Here is a 20,467-nt window from a genome sequence, read left to right as displayed (position 1 = left end):
CTTATTATGCGTTATTGCTCTCGATATCAGATACAATTTCTTTTGTTTTTCTTTCGATATCTTCAAAGTCTTTTTTGAAGATGTAAGCAAATGCAACTACACCTACACCAACTACTAATGAAGTAATAGCTACAAAGCTTAATACGAATTTGCATAAACCTTTAATTAAATCCCACATTTACGTTTCACCTCTGAAATAGAAATAAGTATGTTTACAATATTATATATTATCATACTTACTGTTATGGTTAAATAGATACCTTTTTCATCTTTTTTATAAACATAAGTACATTTCTTATAAATTCACTATTTTAAACGATTTGCATGGTTAATATTTCAAGCCACCCACCAAGATTTAAACGTATTCAATACTTTTCTATAAGTACCACTAAACACAGTATCCCCTCCTTGTGTTTTTGGTTAATCTTGCTATCATGTTTAGTATAGTTATATATTTAATTGAATTCAATTAACCTTATATTACAAATTATTAAATTTTCAGGAGGCCTTCTCATGCAACAAGTTAAATCAGATATTATGACTTTTCGAGGGTCACATTTCGATTTAGGAGTTAAAACTGCGCAATGGTTGAAACAAACTCCTTTATTAGAAAATCGTGAGCGAGAATGGAAAAAACGTATGCCTCGTTTTGATATAGATGTCGCAGAAACACACGCAATCTTCCAAACGTATGCACCAGAAATTTGGGAAGAATTAATGGGGATGCAAGAAGTCCTTAATTTACCTACCAAGCAAATGATATTAAACTTTGGACATTATCGCTTTACAGACCTAAAAGAAAGCGGATGTACTGTTTTTCAAGGTCAAAACTTTATGGTGCGTAATTATGACTATCATCCTGCGACTTATGATGGAAGATATTTATTGTTTCAACCTAATGACGGAGGGCTTGCTCAAATAGGACCTACTTCACGTGTAACTGGACGAATGGATGGTATGAATGAAGCTGGATTATCAATGGGTTATAATTTTATGCATCGTAAACATCCTGCTAATGGCTTCGTTTGTTATATGATTGGTCGTTTAGTTTTAGAATATTGTAAAGACGTTGATGAAGCCATCCGCTTTTTAAAAGAAATACCTCATAGAAGTTCATTTAGCTATATCTTAATGGATAAACATTTAAACCATGCTATCGTAGAAGTTACCCCACGTTCTTTTGATGTGAGACATGATCATGTGTGTACCAATCACTTTGAATTATTAACGCATGAAAATCGTAACTATACTAAAGAATCTAAAGAGCGTCTCGAACGTGCAGTTAATCAAACTTCACAAGATTTAGATCAGTTCACAGCCTTTAAATTATTTAATGACCCGCAATATGAAATATATAGTAAATTATTTAGAAGTTGGTCAGGAACAATACACACTTCTATGTATGAACCTCAAAAATTAATTGCTTGGATGACTTTAGGTGAGAATCAAACCCCTACTTCAATTGACTTTAACGCGTGGCTTCAAGGAAAAGAACTTGAACTCACACAGTTCACAGGTCAACTAGATACTGATTTAACATTCGCAAATTATTAAAAAAGGAGCAGAACGACGCAATCTAATATAATCTCGAAGATTTCATCGTTCTGCCCCATCCTCTATTTTTCAAAATGAGTCGTGACTTACTTATTTAATCGTTATATCATCTTTAATAGTGTAAAACTCTATCACATTATCACTTTGACCTACTTTACCTTTTTCGAAATATTTATTATTAACTTTGGCTTTACCAGCGCCAGGATGTAATTTTAATAACGTATTTTCAGGTTTGGTTTTATAGCTAAGATGAATATTTCCTTGTTTGATAGATGCTTTAATATCACTTTCTGAAGCCATTTGTTTAAAATCAATAAAGCCTTTATCGACTATAAAGAGTGAATCTTTCACATTACTTTCATTCACTCGCATTTCAGAAACATTTCCTTTAAAACGACTATTTTTTATAATGCTATTATTTATATTTAAATTTGCCGTTTCATTATTAAAATTCACATTTTGTACTTTAGCATTTGAAATATTTAATGGTCCACTATCTTTCCTTATATCAGCGTGTTTAAGCTTAATATCATTAATATTCAACCTACCCACACCAGAGTTTATATTTAAATTTTTAATTTTATCCTCAGGAATAGTAATACGAATATAATTTTTACTTTGATTAAATGGGTTAAGATTGAAGCTATATCCCCTCTTAGAGGATCTTCTTTCAACAATTGACAATTTATCATTTTTAGCTTTAACTTTTAAGTCATTGTTTCCATAAAATCTTACACGATAATCCTTACCTTTTGTAATCTCAATTTTCGAACTGAAACTATTAACATCGAGTTGGGTGATTCTTTCATTATCAAATTTTTTATTAAATTTAAACTTTTTATACACATCTTTCTCATGTACAAACCATACTAACGTGGCTGCTAAAAAGAAACCTATAAAAATGACTAATCCAACAATTATTATTTTCTTCATTGACGAATTCTTCCTTTAACTGTTTGGATATACCAAGACAAATATTTTAAAACTAATCTATATATATTCTGAGTCGTCTTTATAATCAGGACTAGCAATATAATACCGATGCCTGCATAAGAAATACTAAAAAGAATGTTACTAAATGAATTAGGAATGCCTCTCACTATACTTGATATTATAAGTAGCAATGGAAGACAGAGTAGAGATAGTGAAAATAGAAAAACAAAAAACAATATAAATAAGAACATTAAAATTGGTATGATAATAAAGAAAAAAGAAATGGCGCCTAAACTTAAAGAAGCCATAATGGCTCTAATAATGTTACGTAAATTAGGCGTCACTTTTGCGTATGAAATTGCTTTTTTAGCTTTTGCTTCTTTACCAATAATGTGCGGTTCTTTTAGGTTAGATAATATCTCTTGTTCCGATTTACCTCTATTCTCTTGTTCGTAAAAATAATTTTCATAGTCATTCATTAATGTATCTTTTTCATCACGAGGCAATTGATCTAGTTCTAACTCGAGTTCATTTAAGAATGTAATCTTGTCCATTTTATTTCACGTACTTTCATCTTTGGTTTGTCGAAAAGAAACGATTCTATCTATATCAGTTATGTCTTTGCTTACTACCACTATGCGTAAAATAATTTAACGACTAAAGAATTCAATTCTTTTAATAATATTATCTTTATACAATATTGATAATTTCATATGGTGCTCTTTATCGATGTAGACAAGCGCATCATATCCTTTACCAACTTTGTCTTTACGATATTCATTACCTAAATAATTGATAGCCTTATTGATATGATCTCCAATTTTAACATCAAAGTTTGTATTAATATCACTATCTTTCACTAGGATAATACCTTTTACTGTATTATGTTTATTCTTTACTTTTACAGTTAGATTTTTATGATTTTCATCATTATAAAATTTATATCTATCTAACTTAATATGTTTATTAATTATGTATCCTTCGTTATTAAAGTCCTCATCTAGCTGTACATCATTTATTTTAATATCTGTGAGATCGACTGTTTTTTCATTTTTATAAATTGTTAAACTCATAACCACAATAAAAGAGATAATAGTAAAAATTGTAAATATTATCCATCTATTTTGAATGCGCAAACTTACCACCACTTTTGTCTTAATAAATTTAATATATCATATCCTATATCATTGCTTCATCAATATTGTAATTTATAAATCTTACATATTTGTTATATATGAAGTAAATATGTTTTTAAACCTTTTGTATTCGCTTTTAATAAAAGTATTATAAATATCTATAACTTTGAAAACTTGTTATACTGATTAAAGTTAACTTAAGGAGGTTTTACTAATGATTAACCTAAAAACATACTTTAATCATAGTCAACCAATCGATGACTATATTGCTAATATGACTGTAAATAAAGATAATGTCTTACACATTTATGGAGCTTTTAATATGCCTTCAAATGATAAAAGAATTAAGGATTTAAAGGATGCTTCATTTTCAAAAGTCTTAGTAATTAGCGAAGACTGGTGTGGCGATGCAATGATGAATCTACCCATACTAAGACACATTAGCGAATATTTAAATCTTGAAGTACGAGTTTTCCATAGAGATGAAGATACGCAACTTATTGATCAATATTTAACAAATGGAACTGCTCGTTCAATTCCTATCTTTATCTTTTTAAATGATAATTATGAAGAAGTTAAAGTATGGGGGCCTAGAGCAGATGAAGCTCAAAAATTTGTTTCTGAATTAAGAGCACAACATCTTCCAGATAAAGATGCTCCAGATTATGAAACTAAGGAAAAAGAAGTTCATCATGAAATAGCCTCAAAATATAAAACAGATTCTGAATTATGGCGTCATGTGTATGACTCTATTATTAATAAATTATCAAATTAATAGATAGTAAGAAGGAGCGAGACTGAAATCGTATGTAATTTCAAAAATCTCATCGTTCCACTTTGGTAAAGTCATCTAAATTAAAACTGGGACATTTTTTATTAATGTCCCAGTCTTTTTAGGCTTAAATATCTCTTTTAGCAGCGTATAACAGATTAGCAATAAATAATACTACAATTGAAGCAATTGAGATGAACCATTGCCAATTTGTAAATTTAATATTGTCTGTTGATGATTTCTCAGTTAAATAACTGAATGGGATATACTTAAGTGATTTTTGAATATCGTCTCCCCATTCTGGAATTAAACCGATAAATGGTTGTATGAATGGCACAATGAATACTAAGAATATACCTAATGTGAAAATAACTGCTGGTTTTTGAACAATTAATGTAATTAAAAATAACAATAATCCAAAGAACAGTAAAAAGATTAGGTAGAACCAAATATTAGTTAAAAACTTATCCCCATCTATGTTTTTACCATCAGTAAATGATTGAATAATTATCATAGTGATATAAGTAATGAACGTAAAAATAAATGAAATTAAAATAATTGAAATTGTTTTAGCTATCACATAGCCTATTCTACTTTTCAATTTGTTCATATACAGTTGGATTGTACCTTGAGAATAGTCACGAGTAATAGTTTTAATAACTACGAGTAATCCAAAGAATAGAAACATCCAATTGGCCATTGGTAAAATCATTGAATAATCTACTTTATCACTATTACGCACAAATAAAACTGTCATGCCAGCGAGTAAACCCCAGATAATAATCAAAGCAATATATGTTAAGTAACTTTTAAAGAGACTAATAATATCATATTTTACTAATTGTAAATTCCTCATTTATTTGTCACCTCTTTGATTAATATTAAAGTAAGTATCACGAAGCGAACTTTTACGTGTTTCAAGATATTTAGGATAGATATCTTTTTGCGCAAGTGCCTTGATTAACGCTTGATAATCCTGTTGTGCTTTAATCATTATTTCGCCACTATTTTTGTGAGATTGAAGTACATTAAAGTGCTCTGTTAAGTATTCAAGTGCTACATTAAAGTCTTCTGTATCTACTTTAACTGACGTATAATCTTGTGCACCGCCGTCTTTCATATTCACATCTTGCACAAAGTTGCCATCTCTTAAGAACACAGCTCTGTCGCAAATCAATTCAATGTCCTCAAGTTTATGACTGGAAATTAAGATTTTCATGCCTAATTCATTTACTAATGATTGAATAGTTTCTAATACGTCAATTGAACCGTCTGGGTCCATTCCATTTGTTGGTTCATCTAAAATTAAGTACTTAGGTTTATTCATTAGTGAAACCGCAATTGCTAACTTTTGTTTCATACCCATTGAATATTTTTTAACCTTTTTCTTAATATATGGTCTCATGCCAAATGCATCTATAATTTTATCTGCATATTGTTTATCAAAACCATCGCCTAATACTTGTGCAAATAATCTTAAATTATATAGGCCTGTTTTATTATCATATAACTTTGGATGTTCAATTAAATAACCTACATTTTCATTGTCGTTAAGTTGAACTTTTCCTTTAAAATTAATAATATTTCCATTCATTACTTTCATTAAAGTTGTTTTACCAACCCCATTTTTTCCTATTAAACCTACGATTTGGCTTTTTCCAAAATCGAAATTGATATTATCTAAAACATTGTTAGTGCCATATGTTTTAGTGATGTTTTCTAATTTCATCAAAACCCTCCTTCAGTGTTATGAGTATGTTTTTTAATACGTTTTAATTGAATCAAATAATTGATAGCCATCCAACCGGCGCTAAGGATAAGCACTCCATAATTTAAATACACCATGAATAGGTTATTATTAAATTCATTTTTAAAGACTAATGAATTGATGGCTGAAAAGATAATCATTACTGCAAATGGGATAACTAACATCATTAATATGATGTAAGCTGTATAAGATATATATTCACGCTTTTTCTCAGTATTTTTATTAAAAGCGATTGGAATACTTAGAAAGTTAACTGCTATAAACGAAATCATCGTTGAATAACGTAAGGAATTAACTTCCACATTTGCCGCTTGGAAATTGTATAAACCGATGATAATTGCACCGATTAATGTAAGTACAATACATGAGATATAATTTACGTTTAACATATCTTTTTTTGAGACGGGTAAACTTTCATAGAATAGATATGAAGTTTTGCCACCGAGTCTTCTGTTTATTCTAAATAAATGACCTGAGTCGAGTATGCTAATTAACATTAATGTAATAGCTATCGGCGTATAAAAAAGAAATTTTAATTCAAGCTTAGATAACACCATGACATATAATGGATATATTACAAGTAAAATAAGGTACAAAGCGATTGTCCAACTACGTAATTTAAGATTTCTAATTAACAGTTGTTTCATTGTTTCAACTCACTTTGATGCCTGTCTTTATTGATGTTACTATTATCTGATTTCTCTAGAAAAATCATTAATTCTTCAATACTTGGGTGTTTTATATCCACTTGCGATCCAAATAATTCTTTAAAGACCTGTGCATGTTGCGTAAAGCCTAAATATCCAGTTGTCTTTTCTTCTTTATATAGCAATAAATCGTTTAGTTCCTCGTCTAGATCTTTAGAATCACCACGAATAATAAAATGTTCTTCTTGCAATTGGTTACGATATCCTTGTAATTTAACTTCACCATCTTTTAAATAGACTAGATAATCAGCAATTTTTTCTAAATCTGAAATAATATGTGTCGAAATAAATACTGTTTTATTTTCATCGATTAGTTCTGCTTGAAGAATCTCTAGCACTTCATTTCTTACTATTGGATCTAACCCTGCAGTAGGTTCATCAAAGATAAACAATTCTGCATGATGACTTAGCGCTAATGCTAACGATAACTTCATCTTCATTCCCGTAGAAAAGTGTTTTATTTTAGTTTTATACGGTAAATTAAATTTATTTAAATAATGTTGAAATAATGAAGCATCCCAATCGCTATAAAAAGGTGATATTATATTTTCAAGTTTTTTTATCGTCCATTGCTGGTTAAAATAAATTTCGGAATAAACAAAACCTATTTTGTTCTTAATTAGTTGGGGAACTTGAGACATTTTATTCCCTAAAACTGTTATTTCACCGCTGTCACTTGCTAATAAATCCATGATTAAGCGTATAACTGTTGTTTTACCTGCCCCATTTCCACCAATAAAGCCTGTCACAAAACCTTGAGGGACACTGAAAGACACATCTTTTAATGTAAATGTCTTATTATGATAATTAACATTTTTTAATTCGATGGCGTTCATTCTTCTTCCTCCTCATAAATTAAAGTAAGTATTTCCTTTAATTCTTTAAGAGGCATCCCTATAGTTTTAGCTTCTTTAGTAATAGACCGAGCTAAATTCTCAATGACGAAGAATTGTTTTTCTTTTAAGATTGAACTATCTTGCTCTTTAACAAATGTTCCTTTACCGCGAATCGTTGTAACGAAGCCTTCCTTCTCTAAATCTTCGTAAGCACGTTTAGTAGTAATTAAACTTACTCGCAAATCTTTAGCTAATTCCCTCATTGAAGGTAAATGACTTCCCGCTTCAACATAACCTTTTAAAATATTCTCTTTAATTTGTTGTTTAATCTGTTCATATATAGGTCGTTCGCTGCTGTTTTTCAAGATTATCTTCATCGCTGTCCCCCTTCATCAACTGTATATAAACAATATATACACTATATACAGATTTGTAAAGTATTATTACTAAAAATTATGTATATCATAGTTATCATTCCATTTTCTCTATAAGAAAAGACTCTTTAAAAGTGTTCACACTTAAAAAGAGTCTATGTAAAATAATCATTTTTTATTTTTTCTTCTATCGTTACTTCTATTTATAAATGCACATATCATAAACATAATCGCAGCTAATAATAATTTTACACCTTGATTCTCATGTCCGGTAGCTTGTAAATAATAACCCACTACAAATAAAATAATTGCTAACCCAACAAAGATCTTTGTTAAATGCTTCATCAATTTCAGTCACCTCAATATCATTATTATAACAAATGAACTATCTTGTATGTATACTTCATCTATTTATTAGAAATTGAAATTTATTGTGCTTATGTTAAAATTGAGATATCCACAGATTACATTACACAACCCCTAACTTGCAGCACCAAGTTAGGGGTTTTAGTGTAAGGTCATCTATTTATCTTTCCACTTTGTTTCTAACCAAATTCGAAAAATAACTAGTATGCCTCCAGTAATTAGTGTCATCATACCATCCAAAACCCACGACATTACACTACACCTCCACAAAGTAAAGTGTCATATCTCTCGATGACCTGTTTCAATTTTAACATAAAAAGCGAACAAATGTTCGATTTTAAAAGAAAATAATCTTCTCATCCAGACATCTCATACAAGAACGCTTTATCTTTAGTTCAAATCAAGATATTATAATATTGTATATTAAATTAAAGTGAGGTTATCAATATGAATCCTTTAGCACAAAACTTAAATGATCAACTCGTAGACGCGCGTCCTGAAATCTTAAGTATGCTATCAAGCTTAGGACAAGCAATGTATTATCCTAAAGGCATCTTATCTCAATCAGCTGAAGCCAAATCGACAAAATATAACGCTACAATCGGTATGGCTACATATAAAGACAAAAAAATGTATGCTGATGCTTTATATGGTGTTTATAATCACCTTTCTCCAGATGAAGTCTTTCCATATGCCCCACCTCAAGGCATAGAAGGCTTAAGAGATTTATGGCAAGAAAAAATGTTAAAAGAAAATCCTGACTTATCTAAAGAATCAATTAGTCGTCCAATTGTTACTAATGCCTTAACTCATGGCCTTTCATTAGTGGCTGATTTATTCATTGAAAATGGAGATACTCTGTTATTACCATCACACAATTGGGGTAACTATAAATTAATTTTTAATACTCGCCATTCTGCAAATATTGAAACATACTCAATCTTTGATCATGAAGGTCATTACACTACAAATTCTTTAGTTTCTACATTGAAAAATTATAATCAAGATAAAGTTACTTTAATTTTAAATTATCCTAATAATCCAACAGGCTATACACCTACTAGTGAAGAAGTTGCTACAATTGTGTCAGCCATTGAGGAATTAGCTAATAAAGGTACTAAAGTTATCACAGTAGTAGACGATGCTTACTATGGTTTATTCTATGAAGATGTCTATAAACAATCTATTTTCACAGCAATTAATAATCTTAATAATAACAACATCTTACCTATCCGTTTAGACGGTGCGACAAAAGAATTCTTTGCTTGGGGATTACGTGTTGGATTTATTACATTTGGTGTAAATAATGAAACTGCTAAAGACGTATTGGAAGCTAAAGTTAAAGGGCTTATCAGAAGTAATATTTCAAGCGGTCCTATGCCTTCTCAAAGCGCAGTTAAATATGTTCTTGAAAACCACGAACAATTTGATAAAGAAATTCAACATAATATTGATACATTGCACGAACGCTACAAAGTCACTAAAGACGTAGTTTATGATGATAAATACAAAGACCACTGGCAAGCTTACGACTTCAACTCAGGCTATTTCATGGCTATTAAAATAAATGGTGTGAACCCTGAAGAGTTACGTGAACACTTAATTAATAAATATTCAATTGGTGTGATTGCGTTAAACGATACAGATATTCGTATTGCATTTAGTTGTGTTGAAAAAGATGACATTCCACATGTATTCGATTCAATCGCACAAGCCATCGATGATTTAAAATAACATTATATAATATATAAATATGCATCCGAAAAGTGAGACGAAAGTCCACCTTTCGGATGCTTTTTATTGTTTAAAATTAATTATTTATTTTCACTAAAAAATTCAGTATTAACCATATTAATTGAATCAAAAATGGTACGCTAAATAATCCAATTAATAGTCATATAAATGCCATAGATTCCCTGTGTGTAGCAGTAATTAAACCATTATTTAAAGAATAAATATTATAGCTAAAAGTAATATAAGCCAAAATACAGTTATCCCCCACCAAAGTACCCATGATAACTTCGATAACTTCATTTAACCATCTCCTTTTATTACTACCATATCATTTATACAAGAATCATGACCGCATAAAAAAGATTCCCATGAGTTTAATTTACTCATGAGAAACGTCTTATAAGAATGATTTTAAAGGTTTTAGGTCAATGAACCTATATTACATCATACCTGGCATGCCACCCATACCTGGGTTATCATTGCTATCAGGTTCTGGGATATTAGCAACTACTGCTTCAGTTGTTAAGAACATTGCTGCTACACTTGCCGCATGTTGTAATGCTGAGCGTGTTACTTTAGTTGGATCTACTATACCTTCTTCAAGCATATTGACCCATTCATTTGTTGCTGCGTTGAAACCTACGCCTGCATCTGCATTTTTAAGTCTTTCAACAATAACGGAACCTTCAAGTCCAGCATTTTCAGCAATTTGTCGAACTGGTGCAGATAACGCTTTAAGCACGATATTTACGCCAGTAGCAACATCGCCTTCTGCATCAATGTCATTCACTTTATTATAGATATTAACTAGTGCTGTACCACCACCTGCTACAATACCTTCTTCTACTGCAGCACGTGTTGAGTTTAATGCGTCTTCAATACGTAATTTACGTTCTTTCAATTCTGTTTCTGATGCTGCGCCAACTTTAATTACCGCTACACCGCCAGCTAATTTAGCTAAACGTTCTTGTAATTTTTCTCTATCGAAGTCTGAATCAGTTTCTTCAATTTGAGATTTGATTTGGCTTACACGAGCATCGATGCTGTTATCATCGCCGTCACCATCAACTACAGTAGTGTTGTCTTTAGTAACTTCAACTTTATTTGCGCTACCAAGCATTTCAAGAGACGCATCTTTTAATTCTAATCCTAAGTCATTCGTAATTACAGTTGCACCTGTTAAGATAGCTAAATCTTCTAACATTGCTTTACGACGGTCACCAAAGCCAGGAGCTTTAACTGCAACTGCTGTAAATGTGCCACGCATACGGTTTAAGACGATATTAGTTAACGCATCGCCTTCAACTTCATCTGCCACAATTAAGATTGGACGACTAGATTGAACGACTTGTTCTAATAAAGGTAAGATATCTTGGAATGAAGAAATTTTCTTATCAGTCACTAAGATATAAGGTCTTTCTAATTCAGCAATCATTTTATCTGAATCAGTGACCATGTATGGAGATTGGTAACCTCTATCAAATTGCATACCTTCTACAACTTCTAATTCAGTATCTAAACCATTAGATTCTTCAATAGTAATAACACCGTCATTACCAACTTTATCCATTGCTTCTGAAATGTATTTACCAATTTCTTCATCCGCTGCAGAAATAGCACCTACTTGCGCAATTTCATTTTTATTTTCAACTTTTTGAGAAATATCATTTAATGCTTCAACAGCTACTCTTACTGCTTTGTCGATACCTTGACGTAAACCTACAGGGTTCGCACCACTTGTTACGTTTTTTAGACCTTCTTGAATCATAGCTTGAGCTAATACAGTAGCTGTAGTTGTACCGTCACCGGCAATTTCATTTGTTTTATTAGCCACTTCTTGAACTAATTTTGCGCCCATATTTTCATATGGATCTTCTAATTCAATTTCTTTAGCGATTGTTACACCGTCATTAGTAATTAAAGGCGCTACGTATTCTTTGTCTAAGACAACATTACGTCCTTTAGGCCCAATTGTTACTTTCACAGCATTCGCTAATTTGTCTACCCCGCGTAACATTGCTTGACGCGCATCTTCTGAAAATTTAAGATCTTTAGCCATTCATTTTACCTCCATTATTGCTTAAAATTTTTCAATATCGTTTTATATTTTATTTTTCAATGATTGCTAGTAAATCATCTGCGTTTAGAATTAAATGTGTTTCATCGCCACGTTTTACTTCAGTACCAGCATATTCTTGGAATACAACTGTGTCGCCTTCTTTAACCTCTGGAGCAACTTTTTCACCATTATCTAAAAGGCGTCCTGAACCTACAGCCACGACTACACCTTCATTTGACTTTTCTTTTGCGCTATCAGTTAATACGATTCCACTTTTAGTTGTTTGTTCTTGTTCTTTTCTTTCGATAATCACACGATTTCCTAATGGTTTAAGCATGATTGTTCCTCCTTAACGGGTCATTTTTAGCACTTAAATATCACAAGTGCTAATCTATCATTTATATTAATCAAAGTTGGTCAATATTTCAAGCGATATGGTTCTATTATATTTTGTATATAACTTAAATTTACGATAAACTAATTGAAGTTGAAATTCTAATTTGGAGGTTACAAATGGCACGTATTTGGGTAGCAAGTTTAACATTAGTTATATACGCATTAGCACAATTTTTACCCCTGATGTTACAACAAACCCCGCTTTTTAGTGATTTATCAGGAATGGCGTTAGCCAAAGCTAATATATATACACAAGTCATACTCTTTATCATAGCTGCAATTTTAATTATTTGGTTAAATTTAATTATTAAGAACCCAACTTCTCTTGAAAAGGGATTCAAAGAACCTAAACGCTATATCCTACCTTGGGCGTTGTTAGGGTTTGTGATAGTGATGGTCTATCAGATTATGGCCGGTGTCATTAACATGTGGATTTTCGGACAACCACAACAAAGTCCAAATACTCAAAAAATCATGGCTATCGCAAGACAACTACCTATTTTTATACTTCTTATTTCTTGTGTAGGTCCAATACTTGAAGAATATGTCTTCAGAAAAGTTTTATTTGGTGAAATATATAATAAAATCAAAGGCAATAGAATTGTTGCTTTCTTAATAGCTTCTATTATAAGTTCACTACTTTTTGCACTAGCACATGATGATATGAAATTTATCCTTATCTACTTTGGAATGGGAATGTTGTTTTCACTAGCATATGTATTAACAAAACGTATCGCAGTACCTATCCTCATACATATGTTCCAAAATGGCCTTGTAGTTATCATGCAGTATTTCTTTGGAGATACATTAAAAAATTTACAAGAACAAACTAATTTTATTTTTCATCTTCTATTTTAAGTCACATAAAAACGCATCTTATCTGCCCTATCCTTTAACAGCAGATTGAGATGCGTTATTTATTATGTTGATTTTTTGAAACGTTTATAAAGATAAGCTCCTGTGACACCAGCAAAGATAATTATAATAGAAGTAATCAATGCGATATTAATATTCTTATATTTATCATTATTATTATTATTATTTGCCGACTCTTTATCATCCTCATTTGAATCAATGATTTTATCTTGGTCATGGCTATGAATATCCGCTTCTTCATCGGATTTTTTATCGCTCGGTTTTTTCAAGTCTGGCATAGAACCTATTTCACCAGTAATCAGTGCTAACACCTGTTCATCTAAATTTTTATAATAGTTCTTAGCATTTAAAGGATTAAAGTATTCAAATCTAAAATAGTTAGAATCTCTTTGTAACGAATTTAAATATTCATTATTGAAAGACTGCTTTCTAAACAATCTATAGAAGTCTTGATCAGTTACATATTCCTCATTATTACCTAAACGATTAATTTGATTAATAATAAATGGATTATATTTATATGAACCTGTGGCTAAACTTTGAAATCTATTCAACAATGTAGCGGTAGAATTATCATTTCTGCCTCTGTAATTAACGTTACCATTATCATCATAGTCATTATTGTTAGCATGTGAATATCCATTAGATAAATCATCACCGTAATGCCATTGATGACGATTTGAGCTATTCATTGAAAAATCATTCTTGTCATTGTGTTGATTAGTATTATTTTGACTGCCATTGTGATAATGAGGATAAACATGATGAATAACTGAGTCAGTCACATTATTGTGTTGTTCGTTGTAGCCATTCTGAACATTCTTATGTGATTGCTTAGTTCCGGATGTTTGTGAATGATTAACGTTTGAGTGATTTCCTTGAGAACCATTATTCGTATTTGAGTTATTATTATTTGAAGTATGAGAACCATTGTGATTATCAGAAGGATGTTTAGTATTCCCATTCGACGTATGTGAGCCATCATTCTTACCTGATGAATTGCCATTATGCTTAGGTGGTTGATGAGAATTATTAGAATTTGAATGGTTATCGTCTTTGCTTGGTTCTTCTTTGCTCGGTTCTTCTTTACTTGGCTCTTCCTTGCTTGGCTCTTCTTTAGTTGGTTCCTCTTTGCTTGGCTCTTCTTTAGTTGGTTCCTCTTTAGTTGGTTCCTCTTTAGTTGGTTCCTCTTTAGTTGGTTCCTCTTTAGTTGGTTCTTCTTTACTTGGCTCTTCTTTGCTTGGCTCTTCTTTACTTGGTTCTTCTTTACTTGGTTCTTCTTTACTTGATGCCTCTTCACTAGAGGTATTGTCTTCTGTACTACTATTATCAGTGTTTCCTTGAGGCTTCTTATCTTTGCCTACATTAGTAGTTGTGTCTGGATTATTATCTTGAGTACTATCTTCTTTTTGATTAATTGTACCCGCTTGTTGAGAGCTAGCTTCTTCATTACCATTTGTATCGCCTTTTGGTTGAGAAGAACTGTCTGTAGAGGGTTGACTCTCGTTATCAACAGAATTACTTGGTTCATTAGTATTTTGAGCATTTTTAGATTCATTCATTGAATCATCATTAGACGCTTTAGAAGTATCAGATTGATTACTTTGATTAGCTTCTTGGTCTTTAACATGCGTGTTTGCCTTGTCAGTAGATTCTTCTGCATAACCTTGGTGACCAATCAAAGTTGTCCCAATCGCTAAAGCGATACTAGTATGCGCTATTTTCTTTTTCATCAATCTTCACCTCCTCATGTCTCTTATCACTTCTAGTATAAAGAATAAAATTAAAGAATGCATTCATATACACTGAATGAAAAAGAATATTAATATTTTTGACATTTTTTGTTATATAATATTTTACTTATTTCGGTATAATATTTATACTTAGAGTGTATCTTAAAACAAAGGAGACAGATATTATGGGTTTATTTAACAAAGAAAATACAAAACCTTTTTTAAAAGAAGTAGAAAACAGACGTACGATTTATAATACTGAAACAACAATTTCTATTAAGGATTAAGAACTAGAGGAAATTATTGAACAAGTAGTAAAATTCACACCTTCAGCATTTAACTCACAATCAACACGTATTGTTTTACTATTAAATGATCAACACAATAAATTCTGGGATAACACTAAAGTTGCATTAAAAAATAAAATGGGAGCAGATCGTGATTTTGCGCCTACAGAACAACGTATTGATGGATTTAAACATTCTTACGGTACAATTCTTTATTTCGAAGATAAAGATGTTATTAAATCATTAGAAGAAAAAATGCCAAACTATGTAGATTACTTTGAATCATGGTCAGTTCAAGCGAATGCAATGCACCAATTCGCAATTTGGACGGCATTAAGTTCAAAAGGTATTGGCGCTTCATTACAACATTATAATCCATTAGTTGATGAAGTTACTGCAAGAGAATTTGATATTCCATCTTCATGGAAATTAATCGCTCAAATGCCATTTGGTGATATTCGCGAACAAGCTGGCGAAAAAGAAATACAACCTACTGAAGATCGTATTATTATTAGAAAATAATCGTTTCTTCTCTAATAACAGTCTGGGACATGTCATTGTCCTGGACTGTTTTATTATGTAAAAAACTATCTCAATTTTTGATTTTCAAAGCTTCCTTTAGTAAATTAGAATTAATCTAGCAATGAGGGGCGATAATGATGAAGATTCAAGTATTTCAGTTTTGTGTGGAATATGGTGATGTAGAAAAAAATGAACAAAAAATAAAAAATTGGTTCGATAAAGAACTAAATCCTGAAACTGAAGTTGTGGTTTTACCAGAAATGTGGAATAACGGTTATGCATTAGATCAACTAACTGAGAAAGCAGATAAAGAATTAAGCCGTAGCTTCCCTTTTATTCAAGAATTAGCTCAAAAGCATAACGTAGATATTGTAGCTGGGTCAGTATCAAATAGTCGAAACGGTAAAATTTATAATACTGCTTTTACTGTATCGAATGAAGGTCATCGAATCAGTAAATACGATAAAGTTCATCTCGTGCCTATGTTAAATGAACCGACATATTTAGAAGATGGCAAAGCAGTGCCAGAACCTTTTACATTGTCTTCAGGCGTTTCAGTAACACAAATTATTTGTTATGATTTACGTTTTCCAGAGTTATTAAGATATCCTGCTAGAAAAGGCGCACAAATTGGGTTTTATGTAGCACAATGGCCTACTGCACGTTTAAATCATTGGAGAGCGTTGTTACAAGCTAGAGCTATTGAAAATGATATGTTTATTGTAGCTTGTAATGGTACAGGTAATGACGGAAACACTGACTATGCTGGACATTCAATGATTATTAATCCTAATGGAGAAATCTTGGCAGAACTAGGACAGGAAGAAGATAGCATTTATGTCGAACTTGACTTAAATGAAGTAGATACTCAAAGAAAGAATATTCCAGTCTTTGAAAATTTAAAACTAGAGATGTATAAATAAGAATCGGTCAACTTAAAAAGTCGTGAGTTTGGGAGAGACTCACGACTTCAACTTGTTATTAAGGGAATGTTTTTACAGTTAATTATAACTTTTGGGGATGTTATTAATTATGAAAATTGTTCATTTCAGTAAATACTTAAATTTACGATAGCTCACACTTTGAAAATAACTAACTTCTATATCTAATAATAGCTAAGTTAATTATCTTCCACTGAGTTTAAAACTTCAGCGAACGTTTACACATATTCATTAATAAGTTGGGAGGGCTTATTAATGAATGTAATCTACTACACGAAGAAAACAAAGTTAAATGAATACTTTACAATGAAATTTACAATATCGACAATGCGCATTAAAACATTATCGATAACGAAGCATTAACTAAAGTTCATCAACACTCCTTCCAACTACAAGCAAAGGTTAGCATGATTTTGCAACTACAAACAAAACCACTTAAAACCCTTACCAAAAACAAAAAATAATAATTTTAAAGACTAAGATTATTAAGTTTTTATCACATCTATGTGATATAAGTTTATTAAATCATATGTTTCATTTTATTTTTTAATTATTTCTCAACTTACAATTTTTCCTACTAAATTGTAAGTTTTTATATGTTAAAATATTACATATAAATTATTTTCGACAGTTAAGTATTTATTTCAAACAGTTACGCATTAGTCCCCAGACTGGTTGCACTAAATTGTATAATAGCTACAAGGAGAGTGGCACGATATTGAAAGCAATTGATAAAAAGATTGAGCAATTTGCAAATTACTTACAAAAGAGAAACAACCTTGATCACATTCAATTTTTAAAGGTGCGTCTAGGGTTACAAGTCGCGGTAAGTAATATTGCAAAAACAATTGTAACTTATGGTGCTGCGCTCATATTCCACACATTTCTATACACTCTTATAACACATGTTTGTTACTTTTTAGTTAGACACTATGCACATGGGGCTCATGCGAAATCATCGCTGCTATGTCATATTCAAAATTTAATTTTGTTTGTTGCATTACCAGCAATGGTTGCCTTTTTTCAAGTAAATGTGGGTATAATGTATACGGTTGCATTACTAGGGTTGGTACTTATAGTGATATTGGCGCCAAGCGCTACTAAAAAACAACCGATACCTCCCCCTTTAGTAAAACGAAAAAAGGTTTTAGCAATCATTCTTACAGTCATTTTGATAATTATTTCTTTTGTAGTATCAGAGCCATTTAAACAATTAATTTTATTAGGAGTAACTCTCGAAAGTGTTACTCTACTACCAATCTTTTTTCCTGAGGAGGATAAATAATTATGATGTTTTTTGCTGATTTATTTTTTAAATTTTTCACTGCTATTTTAGAAACTCTTGGTAATGTTGCTGCTTATAAAGTATGCGTTGTTTATTTTGATGAACCTGAAGTGCCAGAAGAATTAACTAACTTACAAAGATAATATTTGTTAGAGAGTGTGGGAGAAACATGGATTTAGTACCAAGTGTGCCATTAGCTTTTTTTCAAGGATTTCTCTTATTTTTAACTGCTAAAATTATTCTAGATATAAAATATACTACGAGGGATTATTTAGCCATAGCAGTGGTTATAATCCCTCCTGCTCTTTTATACCAATATTTAGGGAGTATCTTAGTTTTTTACTTACTGATAGGTTGTGGATGCATTTTATATACTAAAGTAAAACTTTATTCAGTAATAGCAGTATTTAGTAGTGCTATTTTAATGTTCACTAGTAATTTCATAGCATTTATACTTGTGGTTGTTGTAGAGAAAGACGCAAACAATACTATAATTGGCTTTATATCATTTATCATTGCTTTTTCTATCATTTCAGTTGTAATAGCTTATTCATTTAGATATTTATTGAAAAAATTAAAGCAATCCTACCTATCTATTAACAGTACATATCTAACGGTTATTTCTGCAGTTTTAATCTTATCTTTTATAATTTTGTATGCTTATTCTCATATCACGAATGTAAGTGCAAATTCGATTAAATTATACGGCCTTATTTTCATTGGAATTATTTTTTCATTCACTATCATAATCACCTTCATTTCTCATTATACGTTACGTGAACTTCGTTATAAACGTAATGTTCAAGAGATTGAAACGTATTATGAATATACATTACAGATTGAAGCAATTAATAATGAAATGCGGAAATTCAGACATGATTACGTGAATATTTTAACCACTATGTCGGAGTATATTAGAGAAAATGATATGAATGGCTTAAAAGAATACTTTGAAGACAATATCGTGCCGATGAAAGATAATCTACAAATGAATTCGATTAAAATTAACGGTACTGAGAATTTAAAAGTACGAGCAATTAAAGGTCTCGTGACTACTAAAATTCTACAAGCTCAAGAAAAGAACATTCCTATTAGTATCGAGGTGCCAGAGTTAGTTGAACATATTGAAATGAATACGATTGATTTAAGTCGAGTGATTGGCATTATTATAGACAATGCTATAGAAGCGTCGGAAGATCTTGATGATGCCCTAATTAGAATTGCCTTTATCAATACTGAAGCCTCTGTGATGTTTATTGTGATGAATAAATGTAAAGAGGATATGCCACGTATTCACGAGTTGTTCCAAGAGCGCTTTTCAACTAAAGGAGAAAACCGTGGCTTAGGTTTAAGTACTTTGAAAGAAATTACAGATTCTACGGAAAATGTGTTATTAGACACTACCATCGAGAATGAATATTTCGTTCAAAAAGTAGAAATTATAAATAATATGTCATAAGGACGTGATATCTTGAAAATATTCATTTGTGAAGATGATGTTAAACAACGTGAAAATATGGTTTCAATTATTAATAATTACATAATGATTGAAGAGAAACCTATGGAAATCGCATTAGCTACAGATGATCCTTATGAAATTATCGAAAAGTCTAAAGAAACGAACGATGTAGGCTGTTACTTTTTAGATATTCAATTAGAAGCAGATATGAATGGAATCAAATTAGGGAGCGAGATACGTAAGTATGACCCTATTGGAAACATTATATTTGTGACTAGTCATAGTGAATTAACATATTTAACGTTTATTTATAAAGTATCGGCGATGGACTTCATTTTTAAAGATGATCCTGATCAATTAAAATCAAGAATTATTGATTGTTTAGAAACCGCACATACACGTTTAAAATTACTATCTAAAGAAAGTACGATTGAAACTATTGAATTAAAACGTGGTAGTAATTCAATTTATGTACAATACGATGATGTGATGTTTTTCGAATCATCATCTAAATCTCATCGTCTCATTGCGCATCTTGATAATCGTCAAATCGAATTTTACGGTAACCTGAAAGAATTAGCGCAATTAGATGACCGCTTCTTTAGATGTCATAATAGTTTTGTAGTTAACCGTCACAATATAGAGTCGATTGATTCTAAAGAACGAGTGGTTAATTTTAAGAATGGCGAACACTGTTATGCTTCAGTTCGTAATGTTAAAAAAATATAA

Annotated in this window: 23 protein-coding genes and 1 pseudogene; 10 read left to right on the top strand and 14 right to left on the bottom strand. The window is 31.0% G+C overall.

The annotated features are described in order from the left end of the window. Nucleotides 1–4: 4 nt before the first annotated feature. Nucleotides 5–178, bottom strand: a complete 174-nt coding sequence (locus tag HS848_RS11135) for a hypothetical protein (protein WP_107507706.1) — start codon at nt 176–178, stop codon at nt 5–7. A gap of 335 nt (nt 179–513) precedes the next feature. On the opposite strand from HS848_RS11135, the gene HS848_RS11130 reads away from it, so the two are divergent. Then, nucleotides 514–1,554, top strand: coding sequence for a C45 family autoproteolytic acyltransferase/hydolase (locus HS848_RS11130; protein WP_198612380.1), 1,041 nt, complete (start codon nt 514–516; stop codon nt 1,552–1,554). 90 nt (nt 1,555–1,644) lie between these two features. Here HS848_RS11130 and HS848_RS11125 read toward each other — a convergent pair whose 3' ends face one another. From HS848_RS11125 to HS848_RS11115, 3 genes are all read right to left on the bottom strand, one after another. Further along, a complete protein-coding gene (locus tag HS848_RS11125) occupies nt 1,645–2,487 on the bottom strand; it encodes a DUF4097 family beta strand repeat-containing protein (RefSeq protein ID WP_198612379.1) in 843 nt (280 codons plus the stop codon). Next, nucleotides 2,484–3,041 carry an HAAS signaling domain-containing protein gene (locus HS848_RS11120; protein ID WP_198612378.1) on the bottom strand — a complete coding sequence of 186 codons (558 nt, stop codon included), beginning with the start codon at nt 3,039–3,041 and terminating at the stop codon, nt 2,484–2,486. The genes HS848_RS11125 and HS848_RS11120 overlap by 4 nt, the downstream gene beginning before the upstream one ends. Before the next feature lie 96 nt (nt 3,042–3,137). Beyond that, nucleotides 3,138–3,623, bottom strand: coding sequence for a hypothetical protein (locus tag HS848_RS11115; RefSeq protein ID WP_198612377.1), 486 nt, complete (start codon nt 3,621–3,623; stop codon nt 3,138–3,140). 214 nt (nt 3,624–3,837) lie between these two features. On the opposite strand from HS848_RS11115, the gene HS848_RS11110 reads away from it, so the two are divergent. Further along, a complete protein-coding gene (locus HS848_RS11110) occupies nt 3,838–4,398 on the top strand; it encodes a thioredoxin family protein (RefSeq protein WP_198612376.1) in 561 nt (186 codons plus the stop codon). A 124-nt stretch (nt 4,399–4,522) separates the two neighbouring features. Here HS848_RS11110 and pmtD read toward each other — a convergent pair whose 3' ends face one another. The 7 genes from pmtD to HS848_RS12785 form a co-directional block, all read right to left on the bottom strand. Then, entirely contained in the window at nt 4,523–5,251 is a 729-nt protein-coding gene (gene pmtD / locus HS848_RS11105) for a phenol-soluble modulin export ABC transporter permease subunit PmtD (RefSeq protein ID WP_198612375.1), read from the bottom strand. Continuing rightward, the gene (gene pmtC, locus HS848_RS11100; RefSeq protein WP_198612374.1) at nt 5,252–6,124 is read right to left on the bottom strand and encodes a phenol-soluble modulin export ABC transporter ATP-binding protein PmtC; all 873 of its coding nucleotides are present in this window, start codon (nt 6,122–6,124) and stop codon (nt 5,252–5,254) included. Beyond that, a complete protein-coding gene (gene pmtB, locus HS848_RS11095; protein WP_198612373.1) occupies nt 6,124–6,810 on the bottom strand; it encodes a phenol-soluble modulin export ABC transporter permease subunit PmtB in 687 nt (228 codons plus the stop codon). Before pmtB ends, pmtC begins: the two co-directional genes overlap by 1 nt. Continuing rightward, on the bottom strand, nt 6,807–7,706 hold the full coding sequence (gene pmtA / locus HS848_RS11090) for a phenol-soluble modulin export ABC transporter ATP-binding protein PmtA (RefSeq protein WP_198612372.1): 900 nt from the start codon (nt 7,704–7,706) through the stop codon (nt 6,807–6,809). Before pmtA ends, pmtB begins: the two co-directional genes overlap by 4 nt. Then, nucleotides 7,703–8,083, bottom strand: coding sequence for a PSM export ABC transporter transcriptional regulator PmtR (pmtR, locus tag HS848_RS11085; RefSeq protein WP_107508285.1), 381 nt, complete (start codon nt 8,081–8,083; stop codon nt 7,703–7,705). Before pmtR ends, pmtA begins: the two co-directional genes overlap by 4 nt. Nucleotides 8,084–8,248: 165 nt before the next feature. Further along, nucleotides 8,249–8,425: an SE1626 family protein gene (locus tag HS848_RS11080; RefSeq protein ID WP_107508284.1), complete on the bottom strand. Its 177-nt coding sequence runs from the start codon at nt 8,423–8,425 to the stop codon at nt 8,249–8,251. A gap of 177 nt (nt 8,426–8,602) precedes the next feature. Beyond that, a complete protein-coding gene (locus HS848_RS12785; protein WP_232806180.1) occupies nt 8,603–8,698 on the bottom strand; it encodes a Trp-rich small protein in 96 nt (31 codons plus the stop codon). A gap of 195 nt (nt 8,699–8,893) precedes the next feature. Between HS848_RS12785 and HS848_RS11075 the strand changes: the two genes are divergently transcribed. Next, a complete protein-coding gene (locus tag HS848_RS11075) occupies nt 8,894–10,180 on the top strand; it encodes an aminotransferase class I/II-fold pyridoxal phosphate-dependent enzyme (protein WP_198612371.1) in 1,287 nt (428 codons plus the stop codon). Between the two features lie 439 nt (nt 10,181–10,619). On the opposite strand, the gene groL is transcribed toward HS848_RS11075, so the two are convergent. Both groL and groES read right to left on the bottom strand, forming a co-directional pair. Then, nucleotides 10,620–12,239 carry a chaperonin GroEL gene (groL, locus tag HS848_RS11070; RefSeq protein ID WP_198612370.1) on the bottom strand — a complete coding sequence of 540 codons (1,620 nt, stop codon included), beginning with the start codon at nt 12,237–12,239 and terminating at the stop codon, nt 10,620–10,622. 49 nt (nt 12,240–12,288) lie between these two features. Beyond that, the gene (gene groES, locus HS848_RS11065) at nt 12,289–12,576 is read right to left on the bottom strand and encodes a co-chaperone GroES (protein ID WP_103167085.1); all 288 of its coding nucleotides are present in this window, start codon (nt 12,574–12,576) and stop codon (nt 12,289–12,291) included. Between the two features lie 176 nt (nt 12,577–12,752). Here groES and mroQ point away from each other — a divergent pair, with 176 nt between their 5' ends. Next, entirely contained in the window at nt 12,753–13,493 is a 741-nt protein-coding gene (gene mroQ / locus HS848_RS11060; protein ID WP_198612369.1) for an intramembrane glutamic endopeptidase MroQ, read from the top strand. 62 nt (nt 13,494–13,555) lie between these two features. Here mroQ and HS848_RS13135 read toward each other — a convergent pair whose 3' ends face one another. Further along, complete coding sequence (locus HS848_RS13135; protein WP_198612368.1) at nt 13,556–15,244, bottom strand: SdrH family protein; 1,689 nt, start codon at nt 15,242–15,244, stop codon at nt 13,556–13,558. Nucleotides 15,245–15,429: 185 nt separating this feature from the next. Here HS848_RS13135 and HS848_RS11050 point away from each other — a divergent pair. The 6 genes and pseudogenes from HS848_RS11050 (at nt 15,430) to agrA (ending at nt 20,467) form a co-directional block, all read left to right on the top strand. Beyond that, a pseudogene (locus HS848_RS11050) lies at nt 15,430–16,053 on the top strand (nitroreductase family protein). A 137-nt stretch (nt 16,054–16,190) separates the two neighbouring features. Continuing rightward, complete coding sequence (locus HS848_RS11045; protein WP_198612367.1) at nt 16,191–16,976, top strand: carbon-nitrogen family hydrolase; 786 nt, start codon at nt 16,191–16,193, stop codon at nt 16,974–16,976. 736 nt (nt 16,977–17,712) lie between these two features. Further along, a complete protein-coding gene (locus HS848_RS11040) occupies nt 17,713–18,279 on the top strand; it encodes an accessory gene regulator AgrB (protein ID WP_198612366.1) in 567 nt (188 codons plus the stop codon). Between the two features lie 2 nt (nt 18,280–18,281). After that, complete coding sequence (gene agrD / locus HS848_RS11035) at nt 18,282–18,422, top strand: cyclic lactone autoinducer peptide AgrD (protein WP_107508274.1); 141 nt, start codon at nt 18,282–18,284, stop codon at nt 18,420–18,422. Between the two features lie 26 nt (nt 18,423–18,448). Beyond that, nucleotides 18,449–19,738, top strand: a complete 1,290-nt coding sequence (agrC, locus tag HS848_RS11030) for a quorum-sensing sensor histidine kinase AgrC (protein WP_198612365.1) — start codon at nt 18,449–18,451, stop codon at nt 19,736–19,738. Nucleotides 19,739–19,750: 12 nt separating this feature from the next. Beyond that, nucleotides 19,751–20,467, top strand: a complete 717-nt coding sequence (gene agrA / locus HS848_RS11025) for a quorum-sensing response regulator AgrA (protein ID WP_107508272.1) — start codon at nt 19,751–19,753, stop codon at nt 20,465–20,467.

Origin of the sequence: Staphylococcus caledonicus, from assembly GCF_016238465.1 — a bacterium.
Taxonomy (GTDB): Bacteria; Bacillota; Bacilli; order Staphylococcales; family Staphylococcaceae; genus Staphylococcus; species Staphylococcus caledonicus.
This window is presented reverse-complemented; position numbering and strand designations above follow the sequence as displayed.

Bases quoted from the DNA above. Each gene is read 5' to 3' on its own strand.
- HS848_RS11135 (WP_107507706.1), bottom strand. From the start codon at position 178: ATGTGGGATTTAATTAAAGGTTTATGCAAATTCGTATTAAGCTTTGTA.
- HS848_RS11080 (WP_107508284.1), bottom strand. From the start codon at position 8,425: ATGAAGCATTTAACAAAGATCTTTGTTGGGTTAGCAATTATTTTATTT.
- groES (WP_103167085.1), bottom strand. From the start codon at position 12,576: ATGCTTAAACCATTAGGAAATCGTGTGATTATCGAAAGAAAAGAACAA.
- HS848_RS13135 (WP_198612368.1), bottom strand. From the start codon at position 15,244: ATGAAAAAGAAAATAGCGCATACTAGTATCGCTTTAGCGATTGGGACA.
- groL (WP_198612370.1), bottom strand. From the start codon at position 12,239: ATGGCTAAAGATCTTAAATTTTCAGAAGATGCGCGTCAAGCAATGTTA.
- HS848_RS11045 (WP_198612367.1), top strand. From the start codon at position 16,191: ATGAAGATTCAAGTATTTCAGTTTTGTGTGGAATATGGTGATGTAGAA.
- HS848_RS11110 (WP_198612376.1), top strand. From the start codon at position 3,838: ATGATTAACCTAAAAACATACTTTAATCATAGTCAACCAATCGATGAC.
- agrD (WP_107508274.1), top strand. From the start codon at position 18,282: ATGATGTTTTTTGCTGATTTATTTTTTAAATTTTTCACTGCTATTTTA.
- HS848_RS11125 (WP_198612379.1), bottom strand. From the start codon at position 2,487: ATGAAGAAAATAATAATTGTTGGATTAGTCATTTTTATAGGTTTCTTT.
- pmtA (WP_198612372.1), bottom strand. From the start codon at position 7,706: ATGAACGCCATCGAATTAAAAAATGTTAATTATCATAATAAGACATTT.
- pmtB (WP_198612373.1), bottom strand. From the start codon at position 6,810: ATGAAACAACTGTTAATTAGAAATCTTAAATTACGTAGTTGGACAATC.
- pmtD (WP_198612375.1), bottom strand. From the start codon at position 5,251: ATGAGGAATTTACAATTAGTAAAATATGATATTATTAGTCTCTTTAAA.
- HS848_RS11075 (WP_198612371.1), top strand. From the start codon at position 8,894: ATGAATCCTTTAGCACAAAACTTAAATGATCAACTCGTAGACGCGCGT.
- pmtC (WP_198612374.1), bottom strand. From the start codon at position 6,124: ATGAAATTAGAAAACATCACTAAAACATATGGCACTAACAATGTTTTA.
- HS848_RS11120 (WP_198612378.1), bottom strand. From the start codon at position 3,041: ATGGACAAGATTACATTCTTAAATGAACTCGAGTTAGAACTAGATCAA.
- pmtR (WP_107508285.1), bottom strand. From the start codon at position 8,083: ATGAAGATAATCTTGAAAAACAGCAGCGAACGACCTATATATGAACAG.
- HS848_RS12785 (WP_232806180.1), bottom strand. From the start codon at position 8,698: ATGTCGTGGGTTTTGGATGGTATGATGACACTAATTACTGGAGGCATA.
- mroQ (WP_198612369.1), top strand. From the start codon at position 12,753: ATGGCACGTATTTGGGTAGCAAGTTTAACATTAGTTATATACGCATTA.
- agrC (WP_198612365.1), top strand. From the start codon at position 18,449: ATGGATTTAGTACCAAGTGTGCCATTAGCTTTTTTTCAAGGATTTCTC.
- HS848_RS11130 (WP_198612380.1), top strand. From the start codon at position 514: ATGCAACAAGTTAAATCAGATATTATGACTTTTCGAGGGTCACATTTC.